Here is a 26,014-nt window from a genome sequence, read left to right as displayed (position 1 = left end):
GCCGGTGGGTCGGTGGGTCGGTGGGCCGGCACAGGGCTTCGGCGCGTGGGGGAGGGGGCGCGGGGCTTCCGGCGCGCCGGGCTTCGTACGGGGACAGGCGTGGGGGGCGGGTACAGGGTCGGGTACGGGGCAGGCACCGGGAACACGCACGGGGGCAGGCACGATGGACGCACACAGGTGGTGAGCCGGGATGACGACGACAGCCCGCAAGGGGACGACCGCCCCACGCTGGGCGCCCGAGACGGTCACCACCGAGCCGTACAACGCACAGACGCCGGCGGCGGCGCTGGCCGAGCCCCTCACGCCCACCCGCGCGTTCTTCGTCCGCGACCACTTCGGTGTTCCGCACCTGCGCCGAGCCGGCTGGCGGTTGTGGGTGAGCGGGTTGGTGGACACCGAACTCGACCTCGGATACGAGGAGTTGCTGGCCCTTCCGGGGCGCGAGCTGGAGATGGTGGTGGAGTGCGCCGGGAACGGCCGCAGCCTGATGGAGCCCCGCCCGCCCGGCCTGCCGTGGGCGCAGCGGGCCGTGGGGTGCGCCCGCTTCACCGGGGTCCCGCTGCGGACGGTGCTGGCGTCGGCCGGTCTGCGGCCGGAGGCGGTGGAGCTGGTGTTCACCGGCGCGGACGAGGGCGAGCTGCACGGCCACCGCACCGCCTTCGAGCGGAGCCTGCCGGCCGGCCTGGCCCTCCACGCCGACACCCTGCTCGCCACACACATGAACGGCGCCCCGCTCACACCCGGCCACGGTGCGCCCGTCCGGCTGCTGGTGCCCGGCCACTACGGGGTGGCGGACGTGAAGTGGCTGGTCGGGGTGGAGGCGGTGGCCCGGCCGTTCACCGGACCGTTCCAGGCCGAGGAGTACGTCTACCGGCGCTCCCGCGGCGTCCCTGACGGCACGCCCGAGGGGCCGGTGAGGGAGATCCGGGTGAAGTCGCTGATCACGGGACCGGCGCCCGGGGCGCGGCTGCCGCTGGGCCTCCTCTGCACGGTGCGCGGGCGGGCCTGGTCGGGCGGGGTTCCGGTGCGCCGGGTGGAGGTGCGGGTCGGCAGCGGCGGGTGGCGGCCGGCCGAACTGGCACCCGCCGCAGGCCCGTACGCCTGGGCGGAGTGGGCGTACCGGTGGACGCCGCGGGTGCCGGGACCACGGCTCCTGCTGGCGCGGGCGACCGACGCCGAGGGGCGCACCCAGCCGCTGCGGACGCCGTGGAACGAGCAGGGGTACGGGTGCAACCCGGTGGCCGGGGTGGAGGTCGTGGTCGTCGGCGGTCCGGGCCGCGTGCGGGAACGGCGGGGGAGCGGCGCGGGAACGGCCCCGGAGGAGGGCGGCCCCCGGGCGGGGCGGCACCGGCGCGAGGAGGTGGCACCGACATGAGGAGCGGCGCCGGCGGGAACACCATCGAACCCGTCACCACTGCGGCCCTCGGCGACACCAGCTACCTGCTGGCCTCCGGCGACGAGGCCCTGGTGGTGGACCCCCAGCGGGACTGCTGGCCCCTGCTCGCCTCCTGTGAGGCGCGCGGGCTGCGGATCCGGTACGTCCTGGACACCCACGTCCACAACGACTACCTCTCCGGTGCCCTGGAGGTCCGGGCCGCCACCGGGGCGACGGTCGCGGGGCCGGCCCGCGCCGGGTACGGCTTCGACCACCTGCCGTTGGCGGAGGGCGACGAGATCACCCTCGGCGGGTTGCGCGTCCAGGCGCTGGAGACACCCGGCCACACCGCCGAGCACACCGCCTATCTGGTTCTCGACGGCGGGTCGGGGGAGGGTCTGCCGACGGCGGTGTTCACCGGAGGCAGCCTGCTGGTCGGCAGTGCGGGCCGGACCGACCTCTCCGGCGCCGCCCGGACGGAGCAACTGGCCCGCGCCCAGTACCGCTCGCTCCGGCGCCTCGCCCAACTCCCCTCCGGCACAAGGGTGCTGCCAACGCACGGAGCCGGCAGCTCGTGCACGATCGGTGCGGTGGCCGGCGAGCGGACCAGTACGGTCGGCGACCAGCGGCTCGCCAACCCGGCACTGCTGGCCGCCGACGAGGACGCGTTCGTGGCCACCCGCATGCTCGGCCTGCCGCCCGCGCCCGCCTACTACCGGCAGATGGGGCCGCTGAACCGGGCCGGCCCGGCCGTCCTCGGCGGCCCGCCCGCGCTGTTGTCGCTGACGCCCCAGGAGGTCCAACTGGCGCTCGGGCGCGGTGCGCTGGTGGTCGACGCGCGGGACCGCCGGGCGTTCGCCGACGCCCACCTGCCGGGGTCGCTCGGCGACGAGCTGGACGGCTCCTTCGCGGCACTGGTCGGTGAAGTGGTGCCGTTGGACAGGCCGTTGGTCCTGGTGCTGCCGGAACCGGTCGCCGACGCGGCCCGCGAAGCCGTCCTCCAGCTGCTCCGGATCGGCTACGACGCCAGGCTGGTGGGGCAGTTGGACGGAGGTGTGGAACGCTGGCGGGCGAGCGGGCGTCCGTTGGCCGCGATCAGGACAGCCGACGTCTCCGAGGTGCGCCGAGCTCTGGCGGGTGGGAGCGTTGCGGGCCCGGCTGTTGCGGGTGGGTCGGTTGCGGGTGGGTCGGTTGCGGGTGGGTCGGTTGCGGGTGGGGCTGCCGGGCCGAAGGGAGAGTTGCCGGTCCAGGTGCTCGACGTGCGGCCCGCCGCCGACCCGCCGGTGCCCGGTGCCCTCGCCATCCCGCTCACCGAACTGCCCGGCCGGATCGACGGGTTGCCGCCCGGCCGGGAGTTCTGGACGGTCTGCGGCCGGGGCCGCCGGGCCACCGTCGCGGCCAGCCTGCTCGCCGCAGCGGGCCTCCCGGTGACGGCCGTGGTCAGCGGCGGCGCGCAGGACCTGGTGCGTGAGCTCCGGCAGTGACGCTGCCGGAGCTCACGCCCGGTGCCCGGCGTTCACGCCCGGTGCCCGATGCCCGATGCCCGGTGCCCGGTGCCCGGTGCCCGGTGGCCGCGCGGGGCCGAGGCGGTCGGGGGCTGCCGGCCGGGCGGGCCGGCCGGCAGCGGAGGCCGTCATCGGCGGGTCGGGAGCTCCGGGTCTCAGGCCAGTTTCTTGAGCAGTTCGGCCGCGAGCGGGGCGGAGGAGGCCGGGTTCTGGCCGGTCACCAGGTTGCGGTCGACGACCACGTGCGGGGCCCACGGCTTGCCCTCCTGGAAGTCGGCACCCGCCTCCACCAGCCGGGTCTGGAGCAGCCACTTCGCCTTGTCGGCGAGGCCGGCCTGGGTCTCCTCGGCGTCGGTGAAGCCGGTCAGCCGGTAGCCGGCGAAGACGTTGGTGCCGTCGGCGCGGGTGGCGGCCAGCAGCGCGGCCGGGCCATGACAGACCACGCCGAGCGGCTTGCCGGAGGCCAGGGTGTCGGCGAGCAGCCGGCCGGAGACCGCGTCGACGGCGAGGTCCTCCATCGGGCCGTGGCCACCGGGGTAGAACACGGCATCGTAGTCGGCGAGGTCCACGTCCTCCAGCTTGACCGGCAGCCGCAGACCGGTGAAGGCCTCCAGACCGGACGTGATCCGCTCGGCGCCCTCCGGCCCGCCGTTGACCTCGGGGGTCAGGCTGCCCTGGTCGACCGTCGGGACCACCCCGCCGGGGGTGGCGACGGTGACCTCGTGACCGGCGGCCGTGAACGCCTCGTAAGGGGTGACGGCCTCCTCGGCCCAGAAGCCCGTGGGGTGCCGGGTTCCGTCGGCGAGCGTCCAGTAGGTGGCGCCGGTGACGACGAACAGGATCTTCGACATGCGGGGAGCTCTTCTCTGAATGCGGGCCCGGCGGGGCCCGGAGGTTGGATCCGACCATAGGCCGGTCGATCCGCAGCTCACCAATGGCAGAGCCGATGGCTGCCATAGGAATGCCTATGGGTGTCCGGTCGTAGGCTGGCCGGGTGAACGACCGCGACCACACCGCGCCCGGCCGGCCCGCCGGGCCTGCCGCAACGCCGTCGGAGCCTGCCGCACCGCCGTCGGCGCTCGCCGGGCCTGCCGCACCGTCGCTGGCGCTCGCCGGGCCTGCGGACCTCAACCTGTTGCGGACCTTCCTGGCCGTCTACCGGGCCGGCTCGTTCACGGCCGCCGCCCAGGTGCTCGGACTGTCGCAGCCGACCGTGACCACCCAGATCCGCGCGCTGGAACGGCAGGGCGGGCGCGAGCTGTTCGAGCGGAGGCCGCGCGGAGTGGTTCCGACGCCTGTCGCCGACGAGCTGGCCGCCCGGATCTCCGCACCGCTCGACGCGCTCGCGGCCGCCGCGGGCCCGGGTGCCCGGGCCGAGACGGGGGCGGAACCGGTTCACCTGGCCGGCCCCGCCGAACTGCTCTGCACCCTCGTCCTGCCCGCCCTCGCCCCGCTGGTCGCCGACGGGGTCCGGCTGCGGGTGACCGCCGGGCTGACCGACCCGTTGCTGGAGGAGCTGCGGGCGGGCCGCCACGACCTGGTGATCGCCACCACCCGCCCGCGCGGCCGCACCCTGACCGCCGTCCCGCTGGGCGACGAGGAGTTCGTCCTCGTCGCCGCCCCCGTCTGGGCCGACCGCCTGCGCGGCCGGCTCACCGTCGAGGGCCCGGCCGCGCTGCACGAGGTGCCGCTCGTCGCGTACGCCGAGGACCTGCCCATCGTGCGCCGCTACTGGCGCCACGTGTTCGGCCGGCGCCTCAACTGCCGTGCCGCGCTCACCGTGCCCGACCTGCGAGGGGTCGTCTCCGCGGTGGCCTCCGGGGCCGGGTTCGCGGTCGTCCCGCGCTACCTCTGCGCACCCCTGCTCGACTCCGGCGCCCTCGTGCAGCTGGACGACCCCGAGGACCCGCCGATCAACACCGGCTACCTCGTCCAACGCCCCGGTACCCCCGCCAATCCGTACCTCCCCCGCGTCCGTGACCACCTCCTGGCAGCCGCCCGCACCTGGTGACCCGCACCTGGTGACCCGCACCCGGTGCCCGGAGCGTGCCTGCACCCACGTGTCCTGCAGCCAGGAGCGGTCCGGGTGGCGGCAGCGCCGGCTCTCGTGTCCTGCCGGAGCCGCCGGCCCGCGATGGAGACGACTCCGCGGAGCCGCACCGACCCCCCGTGCGGACTGCGCGGAACGCCGTGCCATGCTGGCCGGCACAGGCGACCATGATCGCCATCAGCATGAGCGGAGCAGGTCACCATGCGAATCCCCTGGCGACGACGGCCGGCCGGGCGGTCACGGCGGCTCCTCGACCTGGCAGCCGTCAGGCCCGGAACGGTCGATGACACCGACGACTTCGACGTCTGCCGACAGGTCGCCTTTCGGGTCGCCCGGCGGGACCACGGCGCGACCGCCGAGGTACTGGCGGTCGTCGAGGAACTGCTGGAGGACGAGGCCGAGTACGAGTTCGTCGTCACGTTCCTGGAGGACCTCCAGAACCTCGTGTCCCACGGTCTCGAAACGTTTCGGTCTCCCGACGAGATACGCCTGCTGCTCGGACCCCGAAGCGCGGTCTGCTGGGACACCGTGACCGCTTTCTGGGCCGCGGTGGCCGACTGGCGTCTTGGCACCGGCGTCTCGTTGGAGCCCGCCGCCCCGCTGCTCGACGTCGAGAACGAGCAGCTGCGCACGCTCCTGTGGACGGCGAACCGAACGCTCGCCACGGGCGAGAAGCTCGGAATCGCCGACGCTGTGCGCTACGAGAAGGCCGCCGGGTCGCCCATCCCCGGGTACAGCCACATCGCGGTCGCACTGCGCATCACGGGGCAGCGCGGTTCCTGACCCGGCGCCGGAGGAGGACGCAGACGCGCTGCGGCGGCCCGACGACGAGACGCGCCTCCCGTCGTATTCCGGGGAGGGCCCGGACGCCGGCCGGCGGGGCGGGGCGGGGCGGGGCGTGCGGCGTCGGCCCGTGCCGGCCGCTCCCTGACGTCTCGCCTCATCTCCCTCACCCCATTCCCCTCACCTCCCGGTGGGCCGCGCCGGCCAGGAAGGCGGTGGCCAGCAGGGCCAGGGCGGCGGCGAGGACGAGCAGGGGAGCAGGCCCGGCAAGGTGACCGGCGGTGCGCACGGCGCCCATGTAGTCGAAGGCGGCGACCTGGTTGACCACCAGGTACCAGAGCGGGAGGTAGAGGGCCTGGAACACCCGGTGGGTGCGCGAGAGGACGCCGAGTGCCATCGCCAGGGAGGGGACGAAGAGCGCTCCGGCGGCCCACGCGGCCAGGCCGGCGGCGTCCCCGGCGACGGCGAGGCGTATGAGCGGGGCCGCGCCCGTCACGGCGGCCAGCACCACGCCGGACGCCCACTCGGCGAGCAGGCGGCGGCGGGCGGCCGGGTAGGCGCCCAGCAGGACCTCCAGGTCGTTCTCGGCCTGCCGGCTGCCCAGGCCGGACCAGATCAGGACCGGCCAGACCCAGAGGGCGGGCAGGACGAACCCGGTGACCGCGCCGATCGGGACGGTCAGGCCGGCCACCGTGAGCCCGGCCGTGACCAGCCACCACCAGGGCGACACCCCGCCGGCCAGGATGCGCACCTCGCCGGCGAGCAGCCGCCCGAAGGTGCCGCCGAACGCGGGGGCCGTCCGGGGCAGGGCGACGGGGGCCGGAGGGGCGGCGGGCGCGGCGGCCTCCGCGGCGGCCGGGTGGACGGAGGCGGCGGCCGGACGGCCGCGGGCGGGGTCGAAGCGGCCGAACCAGAGCGCCGGGAGCACGACCAGCGCCACCGAGAGCAGCACCAGCAGCAGCCGCTGGAGGGCGAATCCGCCGTCGAAGCCGGCGCCCGCCCAGGGGAACGGGACCAGCGGGGTGTCCACCTTGGTCAGCCCGAGGCTGAACTCCTGGCCCTCGACCGGCCCGGCCCCGGCGGCCAGGGCGGCCGCGCGCAGCGACCCGGCGGCCTGGCCGACGCCCAGTCCGCCGAACGGCGCACCCGAGGACTGCCCGCCGACCACGACGACCAGCGAGACGAGGAACCAGACCACGTTGCCCGCTCCGCCGCGCAGCAGCGGCAGCGTCTCGAAGAGGACGGCCGCCGCGGCGGTCACCGCGAGCAGCGGGAGGGCCGTCACCACGAAGGGCGTCAGCAGCGCCACCGGGTCGATCGCGCGGTGCTCGCCGCGGACCAGCTGCATGACGGCCGCGGTGAGTGCCAGGACGCCCAGCATCGAGCCGAGCACCAGCAGGTTGCTGAGGAACTTCGCCACCAGGTAGGCGGAGGTGCGCAGCGGGGTGGCGGCGAGGATCTGGCCGACCCCGGTCTCCTCGTCCCGGCCGATGCCCTTGCGGACGACGTAGAACCCGCCGACGGTGAGCCAGAGCGCACCTGCGAGGGCCGTCGCCAGCCCGACGTACGCGCTGTTGTACTCGCCGCGGTGACGGCCGACCGCGAGGATCACCCAGTGCCCGCCGGCCGGCGGGACGGCCAGGTAGCCGAGGCCGACGGCGGCGAGCAGCGTGACCGTGTAGACGGGGCGCCGTACCCGGTCGCGGAAGTCTCCGGCCGCCAGGGCGGCCAGGGCGCGTGCCGTCATCGCCGCACCGCCTGCTGCCGCAGCGGGCCGCCCGGGGTGGTCCCGCCAGCCGGGTTCGGGGCCGCCTGCCGGACGATGCCCAGGTAGGCGTCCTCCAAGTCCGGTGCGACCGGGACGGCGTCGTCGGAGGGTGCCCGGTCGGCGAGCACCCGGAGCCGGACGCCGTCCGCCGTCCGTACCATCCGGCTGACCGGGTACCGGCCCTGCAGTGCGGTGACGGCGTCCGGCTTGACGAGCAACTCCCAAACCTGCCCGGACAGTTCTCCGGCCAGCTGCTCGGGCGTGCCGCGGCGCAGCAGCCGGCCGCCGGCGACGACGGCGATGTCGGAGGCGACGGACTCGATGTCCGGGACGATGTGGGTGGAGAGCAGGACCACGCGTTCCACGGAGAGCTCGCTGAGCAGGTTGCGGAACCGCACCCGCTCCTCCGGGTCGAGGCCGGCGGTGGGTTCGTCGACCACGATGACCTGCGGGTCGGCCAGCAGTGCCTGGGCGATGCCGATCCGGCGCAGCATGCCGCCCGAGTACGCGCCGAGCGGCCGCTTCACCGCCTCGGTCAGGTTGACCAGGGCGAGCAGCTCCTCGATCCGGGCCCGCGCCGAGCGGGCGGAGAGCCCCTTGGCGGCGGCGAGGTAGCCGAGGAACTCGCGCGAGGTCAGGTTGGGGTAGACGCCGAAGTCCTGGGGCAGGTACCCGAGACGGCGGCGGAGCAGCTCGGGCCGGGCGAGTGCGTCGGTGCCCCGGTAGTGCAGCCGGCCGGAGGTGGGCCTGGTCACCGTGGCGACGATCCGCATCAGCGAGGACTTGCCTGCGCCGTTGGGGCCGAGCAGTCCCAGCAGGCCGGGGCCCAGGTGCAGGGAGAAGCCGTCGACGGCCCGCTTGCCGCCCTTGTAGACCTTGGTGATGTCGATCAGTTCGAGCATGCGCTCCGCTTTCTCGGTCGGTCCGGTGGTGACGCGGTCGAGCCTTCCGGACAGGCGGTCCGTTGCCATCTGCCGTTCGGCAGAGATGCACTCCCGACTTTCGACATACGCCCGCCGCCCGCCACCCCGGTCCTTCGTCATGCCCCGCTGCGCTCACGGGGCCCCGACCTGCGCGGCAACCCTTGACAGCCGGTGTGGCGGCTGGATTACTTGGCCTTGTTCGAGAGCTGACCGAATGGTCGGTCGGCGAATGCCACGCTCGGGCCCCCGGACGGCTGAGGAGACGCGATGAGCAGCAGAGCGACCGGCCCGGAGCCCGCGCGGACGCGTCTGGGCGAGCCGCTCCCGGACGAGCTGCTGGACGCCGGCGAGCGGATGACCGGCGAGGAGCTGCGGGCGCACCAGCTCACCCACCTGCGCCGCACGCTGCGCCACGCGTACGACAACGTCGAGTTGTACCGGCGCAAGTTCGACGCGGCCGGCGTGCGGCCCGAGGACTGCCGGACCCTCGCCGACCTGGCCCGCTTCCCCTTCACCACCAAGGCCGACCTGCGGGACACCTACCCGTTCGGCATGTTCGCCGTCCCGATGGAGGACGTCCGCCGGATCCACGCCTCCAGCGGCACCACCGGGCGGCCCACCGTGGTCGGCTACACCGAGCACGACCTCTCGGTCTGGGCGGACGTGATGGCCCGTTCGATCCGCGCGGCGGGCGGCCGGGCCGGTCACAAGGTGCACGTCGCGTACGGGTACGGGCTGTTCACCGGGGGTCTGGGCGCGCACTACGGCGCCGAGCGGGCCGGCTGCACCGTGATCCCCGCCTCGGGCGGCATGACGGCCCGGCAGGTGCAGCTGATCCGGGACTTCCGGCCCGAGATCATCATGGTCACCCCGTCCTATCTGCTCACCCTGCTCGACGAGTTCGAGAAGCAGGGCGTCGACCCGCGCGGCACCTCGCTGAGGGTCGGAGTCTTCGGCGCCGAGCCGTGGACGGAGGAGATGCGCCGCGAGATCGAGGAGCGGATGGACCTCCACGCCGTCGACATATACGGCCTCTCCGAGGTGATGGGCCCGGGCATCGCCCAGGAGTGCGTGGAGACCAAGGACGGCCTGCACATCTGGGAGGACCACTTCTACCCCGAGGTGGTGGACCCGCTCACCGACGAGGTGCTGCCGGACGGCGAGAGCGGCGAGATCGTCTTCACCTCGCTCACCAAGGAGGCCCTGCCGGTCATCCGCTACCGCACCCGCGACCTCACCCGCCTGCTGCCCGGCACCGCCCGTCCGGCGTTCCGGCGGATGGAGAAGGTCACCGGGCGCAGCGACGACATGATCATCCTGCGCGGGGTGAACGTCTTCCCCACCCAGATCGAGGAGATCCTGCTCCGCACCCCGGCCGTGGCGCCGCACTTCCAGCTGCGCCTGACCCGCCGCGGCCGGATGGACCACATGACGGTCCGCGTCGAGGCCCGTCCGGACGCCGCCCCCGAGCAGCGGGAGGCCGCCGGGGCGGAGATCGTCCGGGCGGTCAAGGACGGTGTCGGAGTGACGGTGGAGGTGGAGGTCCTGGACCCGTACAGCCTGGAGCGCTCGGTCGGCAAGATCCGCCGGATCGCCGACCTGCGCGACCAGTAGCGCGGAGGGAGCGGACGGGGCGGACGGGGGAGCGGGCCGGGGCCGCGCGGCTACGCCGCCGGCCCCGGTGCGGCGTCCGGGCCGGGGCCCCGGGGCGGCAGGCCGGTGCCGGCCGTGGAGAGGCCGCGGTAGAGGCGGTCCAGGTAGCCGCGCAGCCGGTCGGTCATGTCGAGCGCCCCGGGGTCCAGCACCCACTGGAGCTGGAGGCCGTCCATGACCGCGAGCAACTGCTGGGCCTCGGCGGTGCAGTCGGTGTCGGCCCGCAGCTCGCCGGTGTCGACGCCCCGGCGCAGCGACTGCGCGGCGTCGGTGACCAGGGCGCGGTAGCGCCGGGTGAAGAAGGCGTGCGCCGGGTGGTCCGGATCGCCGGACTCGCCGACGAGGGCGTTGAACATCCTGGTCCGGCCCGGGCGCCGGCTGTTGTACGCGGTCAGGTCGAGCAGGCGGTGGAACCACTCGGCGGCGGTGTCGCACTCCTCGGCGAAGAACCGTTCGGTGTCGTGCTCGTCGCTCGCCTCCAGCACCGAGACCAGCAGCGCCTCCTTGTTGCGGAAGTGGTGCAGCAGCCCGCCCTGGGTGATGCCGACGTCCTTGGCGATCCGGGCCATCGACGTGGCGTGGAATCCCCACTGGGCGAAGTGCTCGACGGCGGCGTCCAGGATGCGTGAGCGCCGCTCGTCGCCGACCGCGTAGGTGCCGCGCGGTGCGCCCCTGCCTGTGCCGCGGGCCGTCTGCCCGTCCTTGACGTCCATGGAAGTCACCCTAACCACCGCTGCCGGTGGCCCGCCGGGGTGTGACCTGGGTCACAAATCAAAAACCTATTGCCCACTCGGTTTTTCGTGATTCCCTTTGCTCACCCCGAACGGCGATGTGAGCCGCCCGGCCGGCGCCCACCCGCATGCGCCGGCCGGTGCCGAGCCGTGCCGCGACCGGGGTCCACCCTCGACCTTCCCGATCACGGGACCAGTGGCCACCCAGGAGGCCGGTCATGAGCAGATCCGAAAGAGCCGCAAGAGCCATCGAGGTCGGCGCGGAAGCAGGGGAAAGGCCCGGGGCGGGGGCGACGGGAGGGGCGGAGGCGGAAGCCGGGACCGCAGGCGGCGGCCCCCTCGCCCGGCTGCTCCCGATGCTGACGCTCGGTCATGCCGCCATGTTCATGGTCTACATAGGCATCGGAGGCGTGCTGCTGCCGGTCCAGATCGAGCAGATCGACCCGGACGGCAAGATCGGCAGCCTCGGCCTGGTCTCCGGCGTCGCCGCCATCTTCGCGACCGTCTTCAACCCGCTGGCCGGCCTGCTCTCCGACCGCTCCCGGCGTCGCAACCCCTGGATCCTCGGCGGCGGCCTCGCCGCGTTCGCCACCCTCGCGCTGCTCGGCGCGGTACGGACCATCCTCCTGGTCACCATCGCCTGGTGCCTGGTGCAGGCCACCATGAACGTCTACCAGGCCGCCCTCACCGCGATCGTCCCGGACCGGGTGGCGGCCGACCGCCGCGGGCTCGCCTCGGCGATGGTCGGCATCGGCACGCCGATCGGCTCGGTCGTCGGCGTCATGCTGGCCACCCGCTTCGTGCCGGACGACGTGGACACCGGCTACCTGGTGCTCGGCGCGGTGACCGCCGTCGTCGCCGTGCTGTTCACCCTGCTGGTCCGCGACGAACGACTGCCCGCAGTGGAGACCGTCCCGCTGCGCCGCCAGGTCGCGGCTTTCGCGGAAACCCTCCGGGTGGCGGACTTCCGGTGGGCCTTCACCGGCCGTTTCCTGATGATGCTCGGCTTCTTCTCCGTCTCGTTGTTCCAGTACTACATCCTCCAGGACCACATCACGCTGCCCGAAGGTCTCGACCCGGAGGGCGCCCAGGCGGTGCTGGCGCCGGTCGACGCGGTCTGCACCCTGCTCGCCACGGTCGTCGGCGGGCTGCTCTCGGACCGGCTCGGCCGGCGCAAGCCGTTCATCGCGGTCTCCTGCGTGCTCAGCGCCGCCACCATGATGATCCCGGTGATCCAGCCGGACTGGACCGGCATGCTGCTCTTCACCGCACTCGCCGGGATCTCCTTCGGCTGCTTCATGGCCGTGGACACCGCCCTGGTCACCCTGGTGCTGCCGAGCGCCGACGACGCCGCCCGCGACCTCGGCGTGCTGAACATCGCCAACGCCGGTCCGCAGATCATCGCCCCGTTCGTGGCCTCCCTCGTCGTCGGCTCGCTCGGTTACAACGCGCTGTACGTGGTGGGCGCGCTGATCATCGCGCTCGGGGCGCTCTCGGTCGCTCCGATCAAGAGCGTCCGCTGACGCCGCGACGCCTCCCGAACGCCCCCACGCCCACACCCCTGCACCCCATTCCCCCCGGTTCCCCGCACCCCCCGACGCCCCGCGTCCAACCCAGGAGACCCGCCGTGCGCACCACCCCCGCCCCCCGAACCGACGGCCACCCCTACCAGGACCCGTCCCGCCCCGTCGACGAACGCGTCGCCGACCTGCTGGCGCGGATGACCCTGGAGGAGAAGGCCGGCCTGCTCTTCCACACCATGCTCCCGATGCACCCCGACGGCCGCCCGGTCGAGGAGGGCGACGACGCCGAGTTCCCGGGCGACACCACCGGCCTGATCCGGGGCCGGGGCGTGAACCACTTCAACCTGGTCGGCACCGCAGGCCCCCGCCAACTCGCCGAGTGGCACAACGCCGTGCAGGAGATCGCCGCCGGCACCCGGCTCGGCATCCCCGCCACCGTCTCCACCGACCCCCGGCACTCCTTCACCCTCAACATCGGCGCCTCGATCCACGCCGGCGCCTTCTCCGCCTGGCCCGAGGCGATCGGTCTGGCCGCCACCCGCGACCCCGAACTGGTCCACCGGTTCGCCGACACGGCCCGTCGCGAGTACCTGGCGGTCGGCCTGCGGGTCGCCCTCCACCCGCAGATCGACCTGGCCACCGAGCCCCGCTGGTCCCGCCAGACGGGGACCTTCGGTGCCGACGCGGCGCTCACCTCCGAGCTCGTCCACGCCTACGTCCGGGGCTTCCAGGGCGACCGCCTCGGGCCGGAGAGCGTGGCCACCATGGTCAAGCACTTCCCCGGCGGCGGCCCGCAGAAGGACGGCGAGGACCCGCACTTCCCGCACGGGAAGGAGCAGGTCTACCCGGGCGGCATGCGCGACTACCACCTCGCGCCGTTCCGGGCGGCGATCGCGGCCGGCGCCGCGCAGATGATGCCGTACTACGGCCAGCCGATCGGCACCGACTGGGAGGAGGTCGGCTTCGGCTTCAACAAGGGCGTCGTCACCGGTCTGCTCCGCGAGGAGCTGGGCTTCGGGGGCGTCGTCTGCACCGACTGGGGCCTGCTCAACGACGAGCCGATCTTCGGGGAGATGCACCAGGCCCGTGCGTGGGGCGTCGAACACCTCACCGTCGCCGAACGCGCCGCCAAGGCGCTGGACGCGGGCGTGGACCAGTTCGGCGGCGAGGAGTGCCCCGAGGTGGTCGTCGAACTGGTCCGCTCCGGCCGGATCGACGAGCGGCGGCTGGACGACTCGGTCCGGCGCCTGCTCCGCGAGAAGTTCGTCCTCGGGCTCTTCGAGCAGCGCCGCGTCGACCCGGACGCCGCCGAGGAGATCGTCGGCAACAGCGGGTTCCGCGCCGCCGGGGCGTCCGCCCAGCGCCGCTCGCTCACCGTGCTGGTCAACCGCGACCGGACCCTGCCGGTCACCCGGCCGCGCCCCAGGCTCTACACCGAGGGGCTGGACCGGGCGGTCGTCGCCCGCTACGGAGAGCCGGTCGGCACCCCCGCCGAGGCCGACCTCGCGGTGCTGCGCCTGTTCACCCCGTACGAGTACCGGGCCAACCGCTTCGAGTCGATGTTCCACTCCGGGCACCTCGACTTCCCCGAGGCCGAGCTGACCCCGATCCTGCGGGTGCTCGACGCGGTGCCGACCGTCGTCCTGCTCAACCTCGAACGGCCCGCCGTCGTCCCGGAGATCGCCGAGCGGGCGGCCGCCCTGGTCGCCGACTACGGCGCGAGCGACGAGGCGCTGCTGGACGTCGCCTTCGGCCGCGCCCGGGCGGAGGGCCGGCTGCCCTTCGAACTGCCCCGCTCGATGGCCGCCGTCGAGGCCTCCCGCCCGGACGTCCCGCACGACACCGCCGACCCGGTCTTCCCGTACGGCGCGGGCCTGGACCTCTGAGCCCCGCGACGGCTCCCGCACCCCCGGAACCGCTCCGCACGCTCCCGGCACACCCGCGCACGCGCCCCTTCACGCGCCCCTTCGCCCGCCCATCTGACCGCCCTTCCGCCCGCATGCCCCTCCGCGCGCCCCCGTTCAGCCGCAGCGAAAGGTCCTCCGCATGAGACCCGCCTCCCGAAGACTCCTCGCCGCCGCCTCCTCCGTCGCCGTGCTGGCCGGCGCCGCCACCGCGGCCGACGCCGCACCCGCCGGGACGCCGCCCGCCGCCCGGCCGCTCGCCGGCCTGCGCGTCCTGCTCACCAACGACGACTCCATGCAGGCCGCCAAGGCCTCGCACTCCGACGGCCTCGGCCTCTACGAGCTGCGGCGCGCACTCTGCGCCGCCGGTGCCGACGTGGTGGTGATGGCGCCCTGGCAGGTGCAGTCCGGCAAGGGCACGGCCGTCACCAACGGCGGCACCCTCACCCTGGGCCGGCGGGCCGAACCGCTCCCCGGCTACCAGGACGACTGCGCCGGCGCCCCGTCCGGCGCCCCGGTCTACGGCGTGTGCCTCTCCGACGGCCCGTGCGGTCCCGGCACCCCGAGCGCCACCCCGGCCGACACCGTGAAGTTCGCCGTACGGGCGGGCCTCGCCGCGAAGGCGGGCTGGACGGACGGCCCCGACCTGGTCGTCACCGGCATCAACTCCGGCCCCAACGTGAGCGCCCAGGTCAACGACTCCGGGACGGTCGGCGCCGCCATCGCCGCGATCGACCTTGGCGTTCCGGCGGTCGCCTTCTCCTCCGCCGGTGACGACAGCGGCGTGTTCTTCCCCCTCGCCGACTACCGGGCCACCGCCGAATTCGGCGCCCGGCTGCTGGCCGGGATGCGTACCCGCGGCCTGCTCACCCAGCGGTTCGCGCTCAAGGTCGACTACCCGGACGTCACCGCCGGCCGCCCGGCCGGTGCCCCGCGGTGGACGGCCGTCGGCCGCGGCCGGGTGGTCTGGCACGCGTACCAGCCCCGTACGGGGGCCGCGGACAGCTTCGACATCGCGCTCGGCGTCTGCGCCGACCGCCCCGGCGACGCCTGCACCGAGACCCTCCCGGACGCCGACTCCACCGCCCTGCTGCGCGACGGCCGGATCTCCGTCACACCCGTCACCGCCGACCGCACCTACGGTGTCAGGGGCGGCGGCGGCAAGGAGTTGAAGCGGCTCCAGTACTTCGTCGAGCACGAGGCCCCGCGCCCGTGACCCCCACCGGAACGCCCGTGACCCCCACCGGAGAGAGGCCCGGCATGACCACCGCAGCACCGCAGGACCACCCCGTCGTCCCGACCCGCAGCGGCCCGGTCCGCGGCGAGCGCCGGGCCGGCGGTCTCCGCTTCCTCGGCATCCCGTACGCCCAACCGCCGGTCGGCGACCTGCGGTTCGCCGCGCCCGTCCCGCCACGGCCGTGGACCGAGGTGCTCGACGCCACCGCGTACGGGCCGACCGCCCAGCGCCGGCCGTTCGCGGATGTCACCACCATCCCCGAGCCCACCGTCCCCGGCGAGGGCGTCCTCAACCTGAACGTCTTCACCCCGGACGCCGACCCGCGGGCCGCCCTTCCCGTCCTGGTCTGGATCCACGGCGGCGGCTACGTCGCGGGCTGCTCCGCCAGCCCCTGGTACGACGGCGCGGCCTTCAACCGGGACGGCGTGGTCCTGGTCTCGGCCGGCTACCGGCTCGGCGTCGAGGGGTTCCTGCACCTGGCGGACGCGCCCGACAACCGGGGCGTGCGGGACTGGATCGCCGCCCTGGAATGGGTCCGCGACAACATCGCGGCCTTCGGCGGGGACCCGGCCAAGGTCACCGTCGCCGGCCAGTCGGCGGGCGGCGGCGCCGTCCAGACCCTGCTCGCCACGCCTGCCGCGCACGGGCTGTTCCGCGCCGCCATCTCGGCCTCCGGTGCGGTGATGCGGCCGCAGGACAGGGAGACGGCCCGCGCGGCGTCCCGGCTGTTCGCCGAGCGGGCCGGCGTGCCCGCGACCGCGGCGGCCCTGCGCGACGCGACCGACCAGGAGCTGCTCGCGTTCCAGGACGCGCTGGACGCCCCCGGTCCCGGCCGGGACGAGCTGCCGCCGTTGCTCCTCGGACCCTTCGCGGACGGCGAGTTGATCCCGGTCACGCTGCCGGAGGCGCTGGTCGGGGGCGACGCCGGTACGGACGTTCCGCTGCTGATCGGCTTCACCGCCCACGAGTTCGCCCCGGAGACGGCGGACGGGGCCGAAGCGGCGGGGGACGCGGCCCCGGGCACGGACGCGGGCACGGACGGGCCGGCCCTGAGCGGCCTCCTCGCCGAACTGGGCCTCGACGAGGAGCACGCCGCGCGCTTCCTCGCACACCACGAGGCGGCCGGGCGGCCGGCCGACCCCCGGACGGTCGGCGGCCAGGCGATCACCGACCTGGTCTTCCGCGCCCCCGCCGTGGCGATCGCCGACGCCCGGGCGGCGCGCGGACTGCCCACCTGGCTCTACCAGTTCGAGTGGTCCGGCACCGCCCCCGGCCGTGCGGGCCAGGCCTACCACTGCATCGACCTGCCGTTCGCCTTCGACCTGCTGGACGCCGAGGGCGCCGTCGCGGCGCTCGGCGAGCACCCGCCGCAGCGGCTGGCCGAGGCGGTCCACGGCGCCTGGGTCGCCTTCGTCCGCGACCTCGACCCGGGCCGGTCCTGGCCGCGCTACGCGGACGACCGCGCCACCATGCTCTGGGACGCCGAGCCGCGGGTCGAACAGGACCCGCTGCGCGCCGTCCGCGAGATCTGGCTGGACTGACCACCTGCGGCAGACGGGTGCGGCCCGGGCAGTCACGCCCGGGCCGCACCCGTCTGCCACCGGGTGCTCAGGGACAGTCCCATGAACGGTAGTTCGTGGATGCCGAAGCCGCGATTGCGGATCAACCCGTTGAGCACGGCGGCGAAACCGGTCTCGGCGGGGCGGTGGTACGGCGAGACCGGCTGCACGAAGGAGCTCGGGGCGGCGAGGCGCGGCAGCGAGCGGACGAAGCCCTCCATCGAGGCCGGTTGCGAGTGGTCGCAGTGGCTGACACGGCCGGCGAACCGCCTCATGACCTTGGCGTCGCGCTCCGGCGGAAGGAGTTCCAACGGCACCGGGTGGCCCGCGACGACCAGCAGGCCGGCAGCGGGTAATGCCGAGTTCGTCGGCGAGTTCGGTGAGCCGCTGCGGGGCGGTGCCGGTTCCGCTCGCGGCGAGGGTGGTGAGAGTTCCGGCCCGTTCCATGCGACGGAGGTAGCCGGTGGGCCGTCGGTTCACCGGTGGCACGGCGTGAACCGGGGTGTGGCCGGGCCCGGGGAGAACGGACGCGCCGGACGACAGCGGCCCGAGGGGGCTCTCCATCCCCCTCGGGCCGCACCCCTCATGCGGATGGTCAGTTCGCCGCGTACACCAACTCGCCTCCCACGTAGGTGCGTTCGACGCGTGCCTCGGCGATCTCCGCGGCGGGGGCAGTGAGGATGTCGCGGTCCAGGACGACCAGGTCGGCCAGCTGGCCGGTCCGGAGGCTGCCGGCGTCGTCGTGGCCGTTCACGTGGGCGGAGCCCGCCGTGTAGGCGGCCAGCGCGGAGACCAGGTCGAGCCGCTGCTCTGGCAGGAAGACCCGTCCGTCGGTGGCCTCGGGCTCCATCCGGTTGACCGCCACGTGCAGCCCGGCCAGCGGGTCGGGGCTGCTGACCGGCCAGTCGCTGCCGGCGGCCAGGGTGGCGCCGGCCCGCAGCAGGTCGCCGAACGGGTACTGCCAGGCGGCGCGCTCGGGGCCGAGGAAGGGGATGGTCAGCTCGTCCATCTGCGGCTCGTGCGCCGCCCAGAGCGGCTGGATGTTGGCGATCGCGCCGAGCAGGGCGAACCGGGCGATGTCCTGCGGGTGGACGACCTGGAGGTGGGCGAGGTGGTGCCGGTTCCCGCGCCGGCCGTTGGCGGCGACGGAGGCCTCGACGGCGTCCAGCGCCTCGCGCACGGCGCGGTCGCCGAGCGCGTGGAAGTGCACCTGGAAGTCGAGCGCGTCCAGCGCGGTGACGTGCTCGCGCAGGGCATCGGGGTCGACGAAGCTCAGGCCGCTGTTGGCGGTCGCGCAACCGCAGCCGTCCAGGTAGGGGCTGATCATCGCGGCGGTGAAGTTCTCCGCGATGCCGTCCTGCATGATCTTCACCGAGTCGGCCCGGAACCGGCCGTGCTCCAGCTCCTTGCGCCGGGCCACGAGCTCGGGGATCTGCTCGGCCCCGCGGGAACGGTCCCACCAGAGCGCGCCGGTGACCCGGGCGGTCAGCGTGCCGGCCCGGGCGGCGGCCAGGTAGGCGTCGGAGGGGTCGGGCTGGCCGTTGAACTCGCCGAGCAGCGCGTCCTGCCAGCCGGTGATGCCGAGCGAGTGGAGCAGCCGCTGCGCCCGCAGCAGGCCGGCCAGCCGGTCGGCGGCGGTGATCGGCGGGACGAGCTGGGCAACCAGCCTGGTGGCGCCCTCCTGGAGGACGCCGCTCGGGGAGCCGTCGGCCTCGCGCTCGATCCGCCCGTCGGCCGGGTCGGGGCTCTCCCGGGTGAGTCCGGCGAGCTCCAGGGCCCGGGAGTTGGCCCAGGCGCCGTGGTGGTCGCGGTTGACCAGGTAGACCGGGCGGTCCGGGACCACCGAGTCGAGCAGCTGCCGGGTGGGCAGGCCGCCCTCGAAGCTCTCCATCGACCAGCCGCTGCCGGTGATCCAGGCCTGGTCGGGGTTGGCGTCGGCGTAGGCGCGGAGCCGGTCGAGGTAGTCGTCCACGCCGACGGTGCCGGTCAGGTCGCAGCCGGCCAGTTCGGTGCCGCCGTAGACGGCGTGGATGTGCGAGTCCTGGAAGCCGGGGATCAGCAGTTTGCCGGTGAGGTCGACGACCTCGGTGCCCGGCCCGACCAGCTCCCGCACCTCGTCGTGGCCGACGGCGGTGATCCGCTCGCCGGTCACGGCCAGGGTGGTCGCCCGGGTGCGGGCCGGGTCGCCGGTGTGGACGGGTCCGTGGGTGAAGACCAGGTCGGCCTTGCTCATGGGTGGTGCTCCAGACGGGTTCGGGTGCGGGTTGTCGGCGGGGTACCCCGGATGCTCCGGTGGTACCCGCCGTGGTCGTCGGGTCGTCGGGTCGTCGGGTCGTCGGGTCGTCGGGTAGTGGGTTGTCGGGTGATGGGGGCGTGGGGTCGTCGGGGCGTGGGCTCGTCAGGTCGTGGGGGTCGCGGTGTCGGCCGCGGCCGGCCGGTCGAAGTACGCCGAGCGGCGCCGCCACCGGGCCCAGGCCGCCGCCACCAGACCGGAGGCGATCATCAGGACGGGCACCAGCAGCTCGAACCAGCCGTTGTCGGCGGCGAGTTCGAAGTGGTCGGCGGAGTCGTAGAAGGTCCAGGCGAGGTAACCGCCGACGAAGAGCAGTGCGGCCGCGCCGAGCAGCGGCCCGACCACCGCGCGCAGGCCCTCCAGCGGCGCGGTGCGCAGCAGGTGGCGGAACTGCACGGCCGCGGCGACGGCGGTGAGTGCGTAGTAGAGGGCGACCACGATGCCGATCGCGTTGACGGCGGCGGAGATGAGGTCGCCGACGGTGGGGATGGCGATCGAGAGCAGGGAGAGCACGCAGGCGATGCCGGTGATCAGCAGGGTGCCGACCGCCGGGGTGGCGTGCTTGGGGTGCAGCTTCGTCCAGACCGGGCCGAGCACGCCGTCGCGTCCCATGGCGAACAGGCCGCGGGCGGTGGGGATGACGGCCGCCTGCAGTGACGCGACGGCGGAGAAGGTCAGGGCGATCAGCGGGAGCGCGGCGAGCGGCTGGTGGGCCAGTTTGGTGCCGAAGTAGGCCAGCCCCTGCGCGCCGTTGTCGGCCAGCTCGTCCAGTGGCAGGACCCGCTGGAAGGCGGTGCCGGCGAGCAGGAAGAGCAGCATCATCACGACCAGGGCGAGGATGCCCGCGCGGGAGGCGTCCCTCGGGTCGCGGACCTCCTCGCCGACGCTGAACACCGACTCGAAGCCCCAGTAGCAGAACACCGCGAGCACCATGCCCTGGGCGATCGCGCCGAGCGAGGGGATGTCGAAGGGGTTGAACCACTGCAGCGAGAACGGCTGGTCCCCGGCGAACAGGCCGTAGCCGCAGAACGCGAGCAGCACGCCGTACTCGAAGACCAGCAGGTACTTCTGCAGGCGGGCGGCGAGGTCGAGGCCGCGGACGGCGACCAGCGCGGCGGCGATCAGCACGACCAGCCCGAGCAGGGTGCACTGGAGGGTGGAGTCCGGGTCCAGGCGCAGGCCGAGGACGGAGTGGACGGTGGCCTGGCCGAGCAGCTGGATGATCGCGGAGCCGGTCACCGTCGTCGTGTACGCCATGAAGACGACGGTGCCGACCGTGTTGACCCAGCCGGTGAGGAAGCCGAGCCAGGGGTTGAGCGTGCGGCCGACCCAGCGGTAACTGCTGCCGGCGTCGGGGTCGACCTGGTTGAGCCGGCCGTAGCCGCCGGCGATGGCGAGCACGGGCAGGAAGGCGAGCAGCATGATCGCCGGGAGGTGGAGTCCGACGATGCCGGCCGTCAGCCCGAGGCCGATGCCGATGCTGCTGGTGGCCGCCGTACTGGAGGCGGCGATCGCCGCCCCGTCGAGCAGACCGAGGGACTTGCGCATGGAGACGGGGGAGTCGGTGGAGTGGACTCTCGGACCGGTACCCGTGTCCTGGACGGTTTCTGCCAACGGAACACCGCCTTGCGTGTGGGGGGATGGGGGTGGCGGCCGAACGGCCGGTGGCTGGCCATGAAACCGCCGCTCCCGCTACACGTCAATGCTGTTGTCATAAGCCTGGGGCGTGGCCGGGCGGGCGCTCCCGCAGACGCGCGACACCCGAACGGCCTGCTCGGACGGCTTGCGCGTCGGCCTGTCCGGACAGCCTGCTTGGACGGCCTGCGCGTCGGGCAGTCGTTGGGCAGGCCGGTGTCACGCCCGGCCGGCGGGGCTCCAACGGGTCACCTCGGCCAGATCGGCCTCGATCCGGGCCGCCGCCTCGGCGAGGCGGGGCAGGATGGCGGCGCGGCTCTGCCCGGCGGTGCCGCGTCCGGCGTGCAGGGCGACGTTGACGGCTGCGGCCACGCCGCCCCGGCCGTCCCGGACGGGCACGGCCAGTGAGCGCAGGCCCTCCTCCAGCTCCTCGTCCACCAGTGCGTACCCGTCCCGGCCCGCGGTGGCCAGCAGCCCGGCGAGCGCCGCGCGGTCGGTGACGGTGTGCGGGGTGAGCGGCTGCGGCTCCGCCCGGTCGAGCAGCGCCTCGCGCCGCTCGGGCGGGAGGGCGGCGAGCAGCACCCGGCCCATCGAGGTGGCCCAGGCCGGCAGGCGGGTGCCGACGCCGAGCTCGATCCGCATGATCCGGCTGGTCGGTACCCGGGCCACGTACCGGATGTCGTCGCCGTCGAGGACGGCGGCGGAGGCGGACTCGTGGACGTCCTTGACCAGGTCGACCAGGTGGGGCAGTGCCAGCTCGGCGAAGGAGAGGCCGGCGAGCCGGGCGTAACCGAGTTCGAGCACGCGCGGCAGCAGGGCGAACCGTGTGTCGTCGGCGCGGACGTAGCCGAGGTGCCGCAGGGTGAGCAGCGACCGGCGGGCGGTGGCCCGGGGGAGTCCGGTGGCCCGGGCCACCTCGGCGAGCGTGCCGCCCGGACCGGCCTGGCCGAGGGCGCGCAGCACGTCGAGCCCGCGGGCGAGCGACTGCAGGAACTCCGCGCCCAGCTCCTCCTTGGGCCCGCTGTCGTACCGTCCGCTGTCGTACCGTCCGCTGTCGTGGCGCCCACTGTCGCGGCCCCCGCTGTCGTGGCGCCCGCCGTCCTGCCTCTCACCGTCGTGGTGCGCCCCGCCCGCCGTCCGCGCCCCGCCTGCCGCGAGCGCGTGCTCCATCGCCCGGGCCGTGGCCCGCAGCCGGGGGAGCGCGTGCCGGGCGAGCGAGTCCGCGTCGTGGCGGCTGGTGTGGCTGACCACGCTGACGGCGCAGACCACCGCGCCGGCCGGCCCGTGTACCGGGGCGGCGATCGCGACCAGTCCGGGTTCGATCAGCTGGTCGTCGGTGGCCCAGCCGTCGGCCCGGGCGGCGAGGGCGCGCTCCCGGAACCGCTCCTCCACCAGGTCCGCGGCCGCCCCGCCCGCGGCCGCCCCGCCCGTCGCCGCCCCGCCCGTCGCCGCACCGCCCCCCGTCGCCGGTCCGCCGGGCCGGGGCGGGAGGGCGGGGAAGCCGGTGTCCAGCGGGTCGGCGCGGTGCCGGTCGCGCCAGCCGGCCCACTGGTCCGCGGTCCAGCCGGCGGCGAAGACCGCGCCGGGCGCGCAGCGTTCGGCCGGCAGCAGGTCGCCGATCCGGAACGAGATCGCCATCGCACGCCGCCGGGTGGCCTGGTGGACGAACCGGGCCCCGGCGCCGTCCGGGACGGCCACCGAGACCGATTCGTCCAGCTCGTCGGCGAGGGCCACGGCGTGCGGGCCGAGTGCCTCCGGGAGCCCGCAGGAGGACAGGTAGGCGTTGCCCAGCCGGGCGAGCCCGGGGGCGAGCACCAGGTCGCGGTCCTCGGCGCGCAGGTGGCCGAGCCGGACCAGGGTGGTCGCGACCCGGTCGATGGTGGAACGGGCCAGCCCGGTGGCCCGGGCGAGGTCGCCGGGGCGCTGACGGGGGGCGGGGTCGGCGGCCATCGCGCGCAGCACGGTGAGGCCGCGTACCAGCGGGCCGACGAGCTCGGCGGGCTCCGCCCCCCGTCCGGCGGGCGCGGGCGCGTCCGGGCCCGCCGCCGTCGCCGCACCGGTCGCCGTCACGCGGGTCGTCGCTGAGTCGGTCGCGGCCTCCTCCGCCGCCGTGGCCGCCGTCGCCGGCTCCGTCATCGCGCTGTCCGGCGTCGCCGTACCGGGGTCCGGGTCCGGCGTCGTCGCTGCGTCCGGCGCGGGCTGCGGCATCTGGTCCTCCTGGGGGCCGGTGGCGGCGTGTGGGCCGGGGGTGGCGCGAGGTCGCGGCTTGATCACGATGCGGAAACCGTACCGGCCGCCGTTGACAGGGGCCCGGCTCCGGCCGACACTCAAGCCCCTCGCAATTATGAACAATAGTTCATCAGGCGAACGCACTCGAAACGGAGTGGACCCGTTCATGGACAAAGTGCTGGCGACCGCCGAGGCGGCGGTCGCGGACATCGGGGACGGCGCGTCCCTCGCCGTCGGGGGCTTCGGCCTCAGCGGTGTGCCCGACGTGCTGATCCAGGCCCTGTACGCGCGCGGCCCGGCCGGCCTGCGCGTCGTCTCCAACAACTGCGGCGTCGACGGCGGCGGCCTCGGCATCCTGCTCGCCGCCGGCCGGATCGACCGGGTCACCGGGAGCTACCTCGGCGACAACAAGGAGTTCGCCCGCCGCTACCTCGGCGGTGAGATCGAGCTGGAGCTGACCCCGCAGGGCACCCTCGCCGAGCGGCTGCGCGCCGGAGGCTGCGGCGTGCCCGCCTTCTACACCCCGGCCGGCGTCGGCACCCCGGTCGCCGAGGGCGGACTGCCCTGGCGGCACGCCCGGGACGGCCGGCCGGCCGTCACCGCCCCGCCCAAGGAGGTGCGCACCTTCGACGGCCGCCCGTACGTACTGGAGCACGGCATCACCACCGACTTCGCCCTCGTCCGGGCCGCCCGCGGCGACCGGCTCGGCAACCTGGTCTTCCGCCGGGCGGCGCGCAACTTCAACCCGCTCGCCGCGATGGCCGGGCGGATCACCATCGCCGAGGTCGAGGAGCTGGTCGAACCGGGCGCGATCGACCCGGACGAGGTGCACCTGCCCGGGGTCTTCGTCCAGCGGGTGGTGACGCTGACGCCCGAGCAGGCGGCCGCCAAGGGGATCGAGCGCAGGACGGTGCGGGCACGATGAGCTGGACCAGGAACGAGATGGCCGCCCGCGCGGCCCGCGAACTGCCCGACGGCGGCTACGTCAACCTCGGCATCGGACTGCCCACCCTGGTGCCGTCCTTCCTGCCGGACGGCGTCGACGTGGTGCTGCACTCCGAGAACGGCCTGCTCGGCGTCGGCCCCTATCCGTACGAGGACGAGGTCGACCCCGACCTGGTCAACGCCGGCAAGGAGACCGTCACGGTGCTCCCCGGGGCCGGCTGCTTCGACTCGGCGCTCTCCTTCGGCATGATCCGCGGCGGACACCTGGACGCCGCCGTGCTCGGCGCCATGCAGGTCTCCGCCACCGGGGACCTCGCCAACTGGATGATCCCCGGAAAGCTGGTCAAGGGGATGGGCGGTGCGATGGACCTCGTCCACGGCGCCCGCCGGGTGATCGTGCTGACCGAGCACACCGCCAAGGACGGCACCCCGAAGATCGTCGAGCGGTGCAGCCTGCCGCTCACCGGCCGGGCCTGCGTGCACCGGATCATCACCGACCTGGGCGTCCTGGACGTCACCCCCGACGGCCTGGTGCTGGTGGAGACCGCCCCCGGCGTCACCGCCGCCGAACTCGCCGCCCGCACCGCCGCCCCCGTGCGCGACCGCTCGGGCGCCCCGGTCCGCCCGGCCGCTCCCGTCCGTCCTTCCGTCCCCGTCCGTCCTTCCGCCCCGGTCCCTCCGGCTGCCGGCCCCGCCGCCGTGAAGGAGCTGCCGTGACCAGGACCGTCTACCTCGTCGACGCCGTCCGCACCCCGATCGGCCGGCACGGCGGCGCGCTCGCCGCCGTCCGCCCCGACGACCTCGCCGCCCACGTGCTGCGCGCCCTGCTCGACCGCAGCCCGGCCCTCGACCCGGGCCGGATCGACGACGTCGTCCTCGGCAACGCCAACGGCGCGGGCGAGGAGAACCGCGACGTGGCCCGGATGGCCGTGCTGCTGGCCGGACTCCCCGTCACCGTCCCCGGGGTGACCGTCAACCGGCTCTGCGCCTCCGGCCTGGAGGCGGTGGTCCAGGCCTACCGGGCGGTCGCGCTCGGCGAGGCCTCGGTCATGGTCGCCGGCGGCGTCGAGTCGATGAGCCGGGCCCCCTGGGTGCTGCCCAAGCCCGGCCGGGCCTACCCCACCGGCCACCAGGAGCTGTACTCCACCACGCTCGGCTGGCGGATGGTCAACCCCAGGATGCCCGCCGAGTGGACGGTCGCCCTCGGCGAAGGCGCCGAACTGGTCGCCGACCGGTACCGGATCAGCCGGGAACAGCAGGACGCCTTCGCGCTCGCCAGCCACCGCAAGGCCGCCGCAGCCTGGGCCGCCGGCGCGTTCGACGGCGAACTCGCGCCCCTCCCCGGCACGGCTCCGACCTGCGACGAGACCGTCCGCCCCGACGCCTCGGTCGAAGCGCTGGCCGGGCTCAAGCCGGTGTTCCGCCCCGGCGGCACCGTCACCGCGGGCAACGCCTCCCCGCTCAGCGACGGCGCCGCCGCCGTGCTGGTCACCGACGAGGCCGGGCTGCGCGCCACCGGACGCGAACCGCTTGCCCGGATCACCGCCTCCGCCGCCACCGGCACCGAGCCGCAGTACTACGGCCTCGGCCCGGTCGAGGCCGCCCGTCGGGCCCTGGCCCGGGCCGGCCGCGGCTTCGCCGGCCTGGGCGTCGTCGAACTCAACGAGGCCTTCGCCGCCCAGGCCCTCGGCTGCCTCGCCGAGTGGCCCGACCTCGACCCGGCCGCCGTCAACCCGCGCGGCGGCGCCATCGCCCTCGGCCACCCTCTCGGCGCCTCCGGCGCCCGGCTGGCCGGCGCCGTCGCTCACCAGCTCGCCGCCGCCGGCTCCGGCACCGGCCTGGCCACCCTCTGCGTCGGGGTCGGCCAGGGCCTGGCCCTCGTCCTCGAAAGGTAACCCGCC

The 26,014-nt window shown here is 74.8% G+C and carries 20 protein-coding genes; 12 read left to right on the top strand and 8 right to left on the bottom strand.

Features of this window, described 5'->3' with window-relative positions:
• The first annotated feature begins 190 nt into the window (after positions 1–190).
• Both C2142_RS33290 and C2142_RS33285 read left to right on the top strand, forming a co-directional pair.
• Positions 191–1,375, top strand: a complete 1,185-nt coding sequence (locus tag C2142_RS33290) for a sulfite oxidase (RefSeq protein WP_148646515.1) — start codon at positions 191–193, stop codon at positions 1,373–1,375.
• Entirely contained in the window at positions 1,372–2,859 is a 1,488-nt protein-coding gene (locus C2142_RS33285) for an MBL fold metallo-hydrolase (protein ID WP_148646514.1), read from the top strand. Before C2142_RS33290 ends, C2142_RS33285 begins: the two co-directional genes overlap by 4 nt.
• 176 nt (positions 2,860–3,035) lie before the next feature.
• On the opposite strand, the gene C2142_RS33280 is transcribed toward C2142_RS33285, so the two are convergent.
• Positions 3,036–3,731 (bottom strand): type 1 glutamine amidotransferase domain-containing protein, encoded by a 696-nt coding sequence (locus C2142_RS33280; protein ID WP_148646513.1) that lies wholly within the window; start codon positions 3,729–3,731, stop codon positions 3,036–3,038.
• A gap of 251 nt (positions 3,732–3,982) precedes the next feature.
• Between C2142_RS33280 and C2142_RS33275 the strand changes: the two genes are divergently transcribed.
• Both C2142_RS33275 and C2142_RS33270 read left to right on the top strand, forming a co-directional pair.
• The gene (locus C2142_RS33275) at positions 3,983–4,891 is read left to right on the top strand and encodes a LysR family transcriptional regulator (RefSeq protein ID WP_148646705.1); all 909 of its coding nucleotides are present in this window, start codon (positions 3,983–3,985) and stop codon (positions 4,889–4,891) included.
• Positions 4,892–5,131: 240 nt separating this feature from the next.
• Positions 5,132–5,713, top strand: coding sequence for a hypothetical protein (locus C2142_RS33270; protein ID WP_148646512.1), 582 nt, complete (start codon positions 5,132–5,134; stop codon positions 5,711–5,713).
• 166 nt (positions 5,714–5,879) lie between these two features.
• Here the strand turns inward: C2142_RS33270 and C2142_RS33265 are convergent, their stop codons facing one another.
• Positions 5,880–7,460, bottom strand: coding sequence for an ABC transporter permease (locus C2142_RS33265; protein WP_148646511.1), 1,581 nt, complete (start codon positions 7,458–7,460; stop codon positions 5,880–5,882).
• Positions 7,457–8,383, bottom strand: coding sequence for an ATP-binding cassette domain-containing protein (locus tag C2142_RS33260; protein WP_148646704.1), 927 nt, complete (start codon positions 8,381–8,383; stop codon positions 7,457–7,459). The genes C2142_RS33265 and C2142_RS33260 overlap by 4 nt, the downstream gene beginning before the upstream one ends.
• A gap of 288 nt (positions 8,384–8,671) precedes the next feature.
• Between C2142_RS33260 and paaK the strand changes: the two genes are divergently transcribed.
• Complete coding sequence (gene paaK / locus C2142_RS33255; protein WP_148646510.1) at positions 8,672–10,018, top strand: phenylacetate--CoA ligase PaaK; 1,347 nt, start codon at positions 8,672–8,674, stop codon at positions 10,016–10,018.
• 50 nt (positions 10,019–10,068) lie between these two features.
• On the opposite strand, the gene C2142_RS33250 is transcribed toward paaK, so the two are convergent.
• Positions 10,069–10,770, bottom strand: a complete 702-nt coding sequence (locus C2142_RS33250; protein WP_148646509.1) for a TetR/AcrR family transcriptional regulator — start codon at positions 10,768–10,770, stop codon at positions 10,069–10,071.
• 236 nt (positions 10,771–11,006) lie between these two features.
• Between C2142_RS33250 and C2142_RS33245 the strand changes: the two genes are divergently transcribed.
• The 4 genes from C2142_RS33245 to C2142_RS33230 all read left to right on the top strand — a co-directional run bounded on the left by C2142_RS33245 (position 11,007) and on the right by C2142_RS33230 (position 16,993).
• Positions 11,007–12,311 carry an MFS transporter gene (locus C2142_RS33245; RefSeq protein ID WP_148646508.1) on the top strand — a complete coding sequence of 435 codons (1,305 nt, stop codon included), beginning with the start codon at positions 11,007–11,009 and terminating at the stop codon, positions 12,309–12,311.
• Between the two features lie 104 nt (positions 12,312–12,415).
• On the top strand, positions 12,416–14,197 hold the full coding sequence (locus tag C2142_RS33240; RefSeq protein ID WP_241002924.1) for a glycoside hydrolase family 3 N-terminal domain-containing protein: 1,782 nt from the start codon (positions 12,416–12,418) through the stop codon (positions 14,195–14,197).
• Between the two features lie 160 nt (positions 14,198–14,357).
• A complete protein-coding gene (locus C2142_RS33235; RefSeq protein WP_148646507.1) occupies positions 14,358–15,431 on the top strand; it encodes a 5'/3'-nucleotidase SurE in 1,074 nt (357 codons plus the stop codon).
• 44 nt (positions 15,432–15,475) lie between these two features.
• Positions 15,476–16,993: a carboxylesterase family protein gene (locus tag C2142_RS33230; RefSeq protein WP_148646506.1), complete on the top strand. Its 1,518-nt coding sequence runs from the start codon at positions 15,476–15,478 to the stop codon at positions 16,991–16,993.
• A gap of 32 nt (positions 16,994–17,025) precedes the next feature.
• On the opposite strand, the gene C2142_RS33225 is transcribed toward C2142_RS33230, so the two are convergent.
• The 4 genes from C2142_RS33225 to C2142_RS33210 all read right to left on the bottom strand — a co-directional run bounded on the left by C2142_RS33225 (position 17,026) and on the right by C2142_RS33210 (position 23,147).
• A complete protein-coding gene (locus tag C2142_RS33225) occupies positions 17,026–17,322 on the bottom strand; it encodes a hypothetical protein (RefSeq protein ID WP_148646505.1) in 297 nt (98 codons plus the stop codon).
• A 284-nt stretch (positions 17,323–17,606) separates the two neighbouring features.
• Positions 17,607–19,244, bottom strand: a complete 1,638-nt coding sequence (locus C2142_RS33220) for an amidohydrolase (RefSeq protein WP_148646504.1) — start codon at positions 19,242–19,244, stop codon at positions 17,607–17,609.
• A 165-nt stretch (positions 19,245–19,409) separates the two neighbouring features.
• A complete protein-coding gene (locus C2142_RS33215) occupies positions 19,410–20,852 on the bottom strand; it encodes an APC family permease (protein WP_148646702.1) in 1,443 nt (480 codons plus the stop codon).
• A gap of 306 nt (positions 20,853–21,158) precedes the next feature.
• A complete protein-coding gene (locus tag C2142_RS33210; RefSeq protein ID WP_277347286.1) occupies positions 21,159–23,147 on the bottom strand; it encodes an IclR family transcriptional regulator C-terminal domain-containing protein in 1,989 nt (662 codons plus the stop codon).
• A gap of 187 nt (positions 23,148–23,334) precedes the next feature.
• Between C2142_RS33210 and C2142_RS33205 the strand changes: the two genes are divergently transcribed.
• Genes C2142_RS33205 through C2142_RS33195 form a run of 3 tightly spaced genes read left to right on the top strand, consistent with a single transcriptional unit; the run spans position 23,335 to position 26,008 of the window.
• Positions 23,335–24,093 carry a CoA transferase subunit A gene (locus tag C2142_RS33205; RefSeq protein WP_148646503.1) on the top strand — a complete coding sequence of 253 codons (759 nt, stop codon included), beginning with the start codon at positions 23,335–23,337 and terminating at the stop codon, positions 24,091–24,093.
• Complete coding sequence (locus tag C2142_RS33200; protein WP_148646502.1) at positions 24,090–24,830, top strand: CoA transferase subunit B; 741 nt, start codon at positions 24,090–24,092, stop codon at positions 24,828–24,830. The genes C2142_RS33205 and C2142_RS33200 overlap by 4 nt, the downstream gene beginning before the upstream one ends.
• Complete coding sequence (locus C2142_RS33195) at positions 24,827–26,008, top strand: acetyl-CoA C-acyltransferase (protein ID WP_148646501.1); 1,182 nt, start codon at positions 24,827–24,829, stop codon at positions 26,006–26,008. Before C2142_RS33200 ends, C2142_RS33195 begins: the two co-directional genes overlap by 4 nt.
• Positions 26,009–26,014 lie beyond the last annotated feature (6 nt).

The organism is Streptomyces sp. CB01881, assembly GCF_002953255.1.
Lineage (GTDB): Bacteria > Actinomycetota > Actinomycetes > Streptomycetales > Streptomycetaceae > Kitasatospora.
This window is presented reverse-complemented; position numbering and strand designations above follow the sequence as displayed.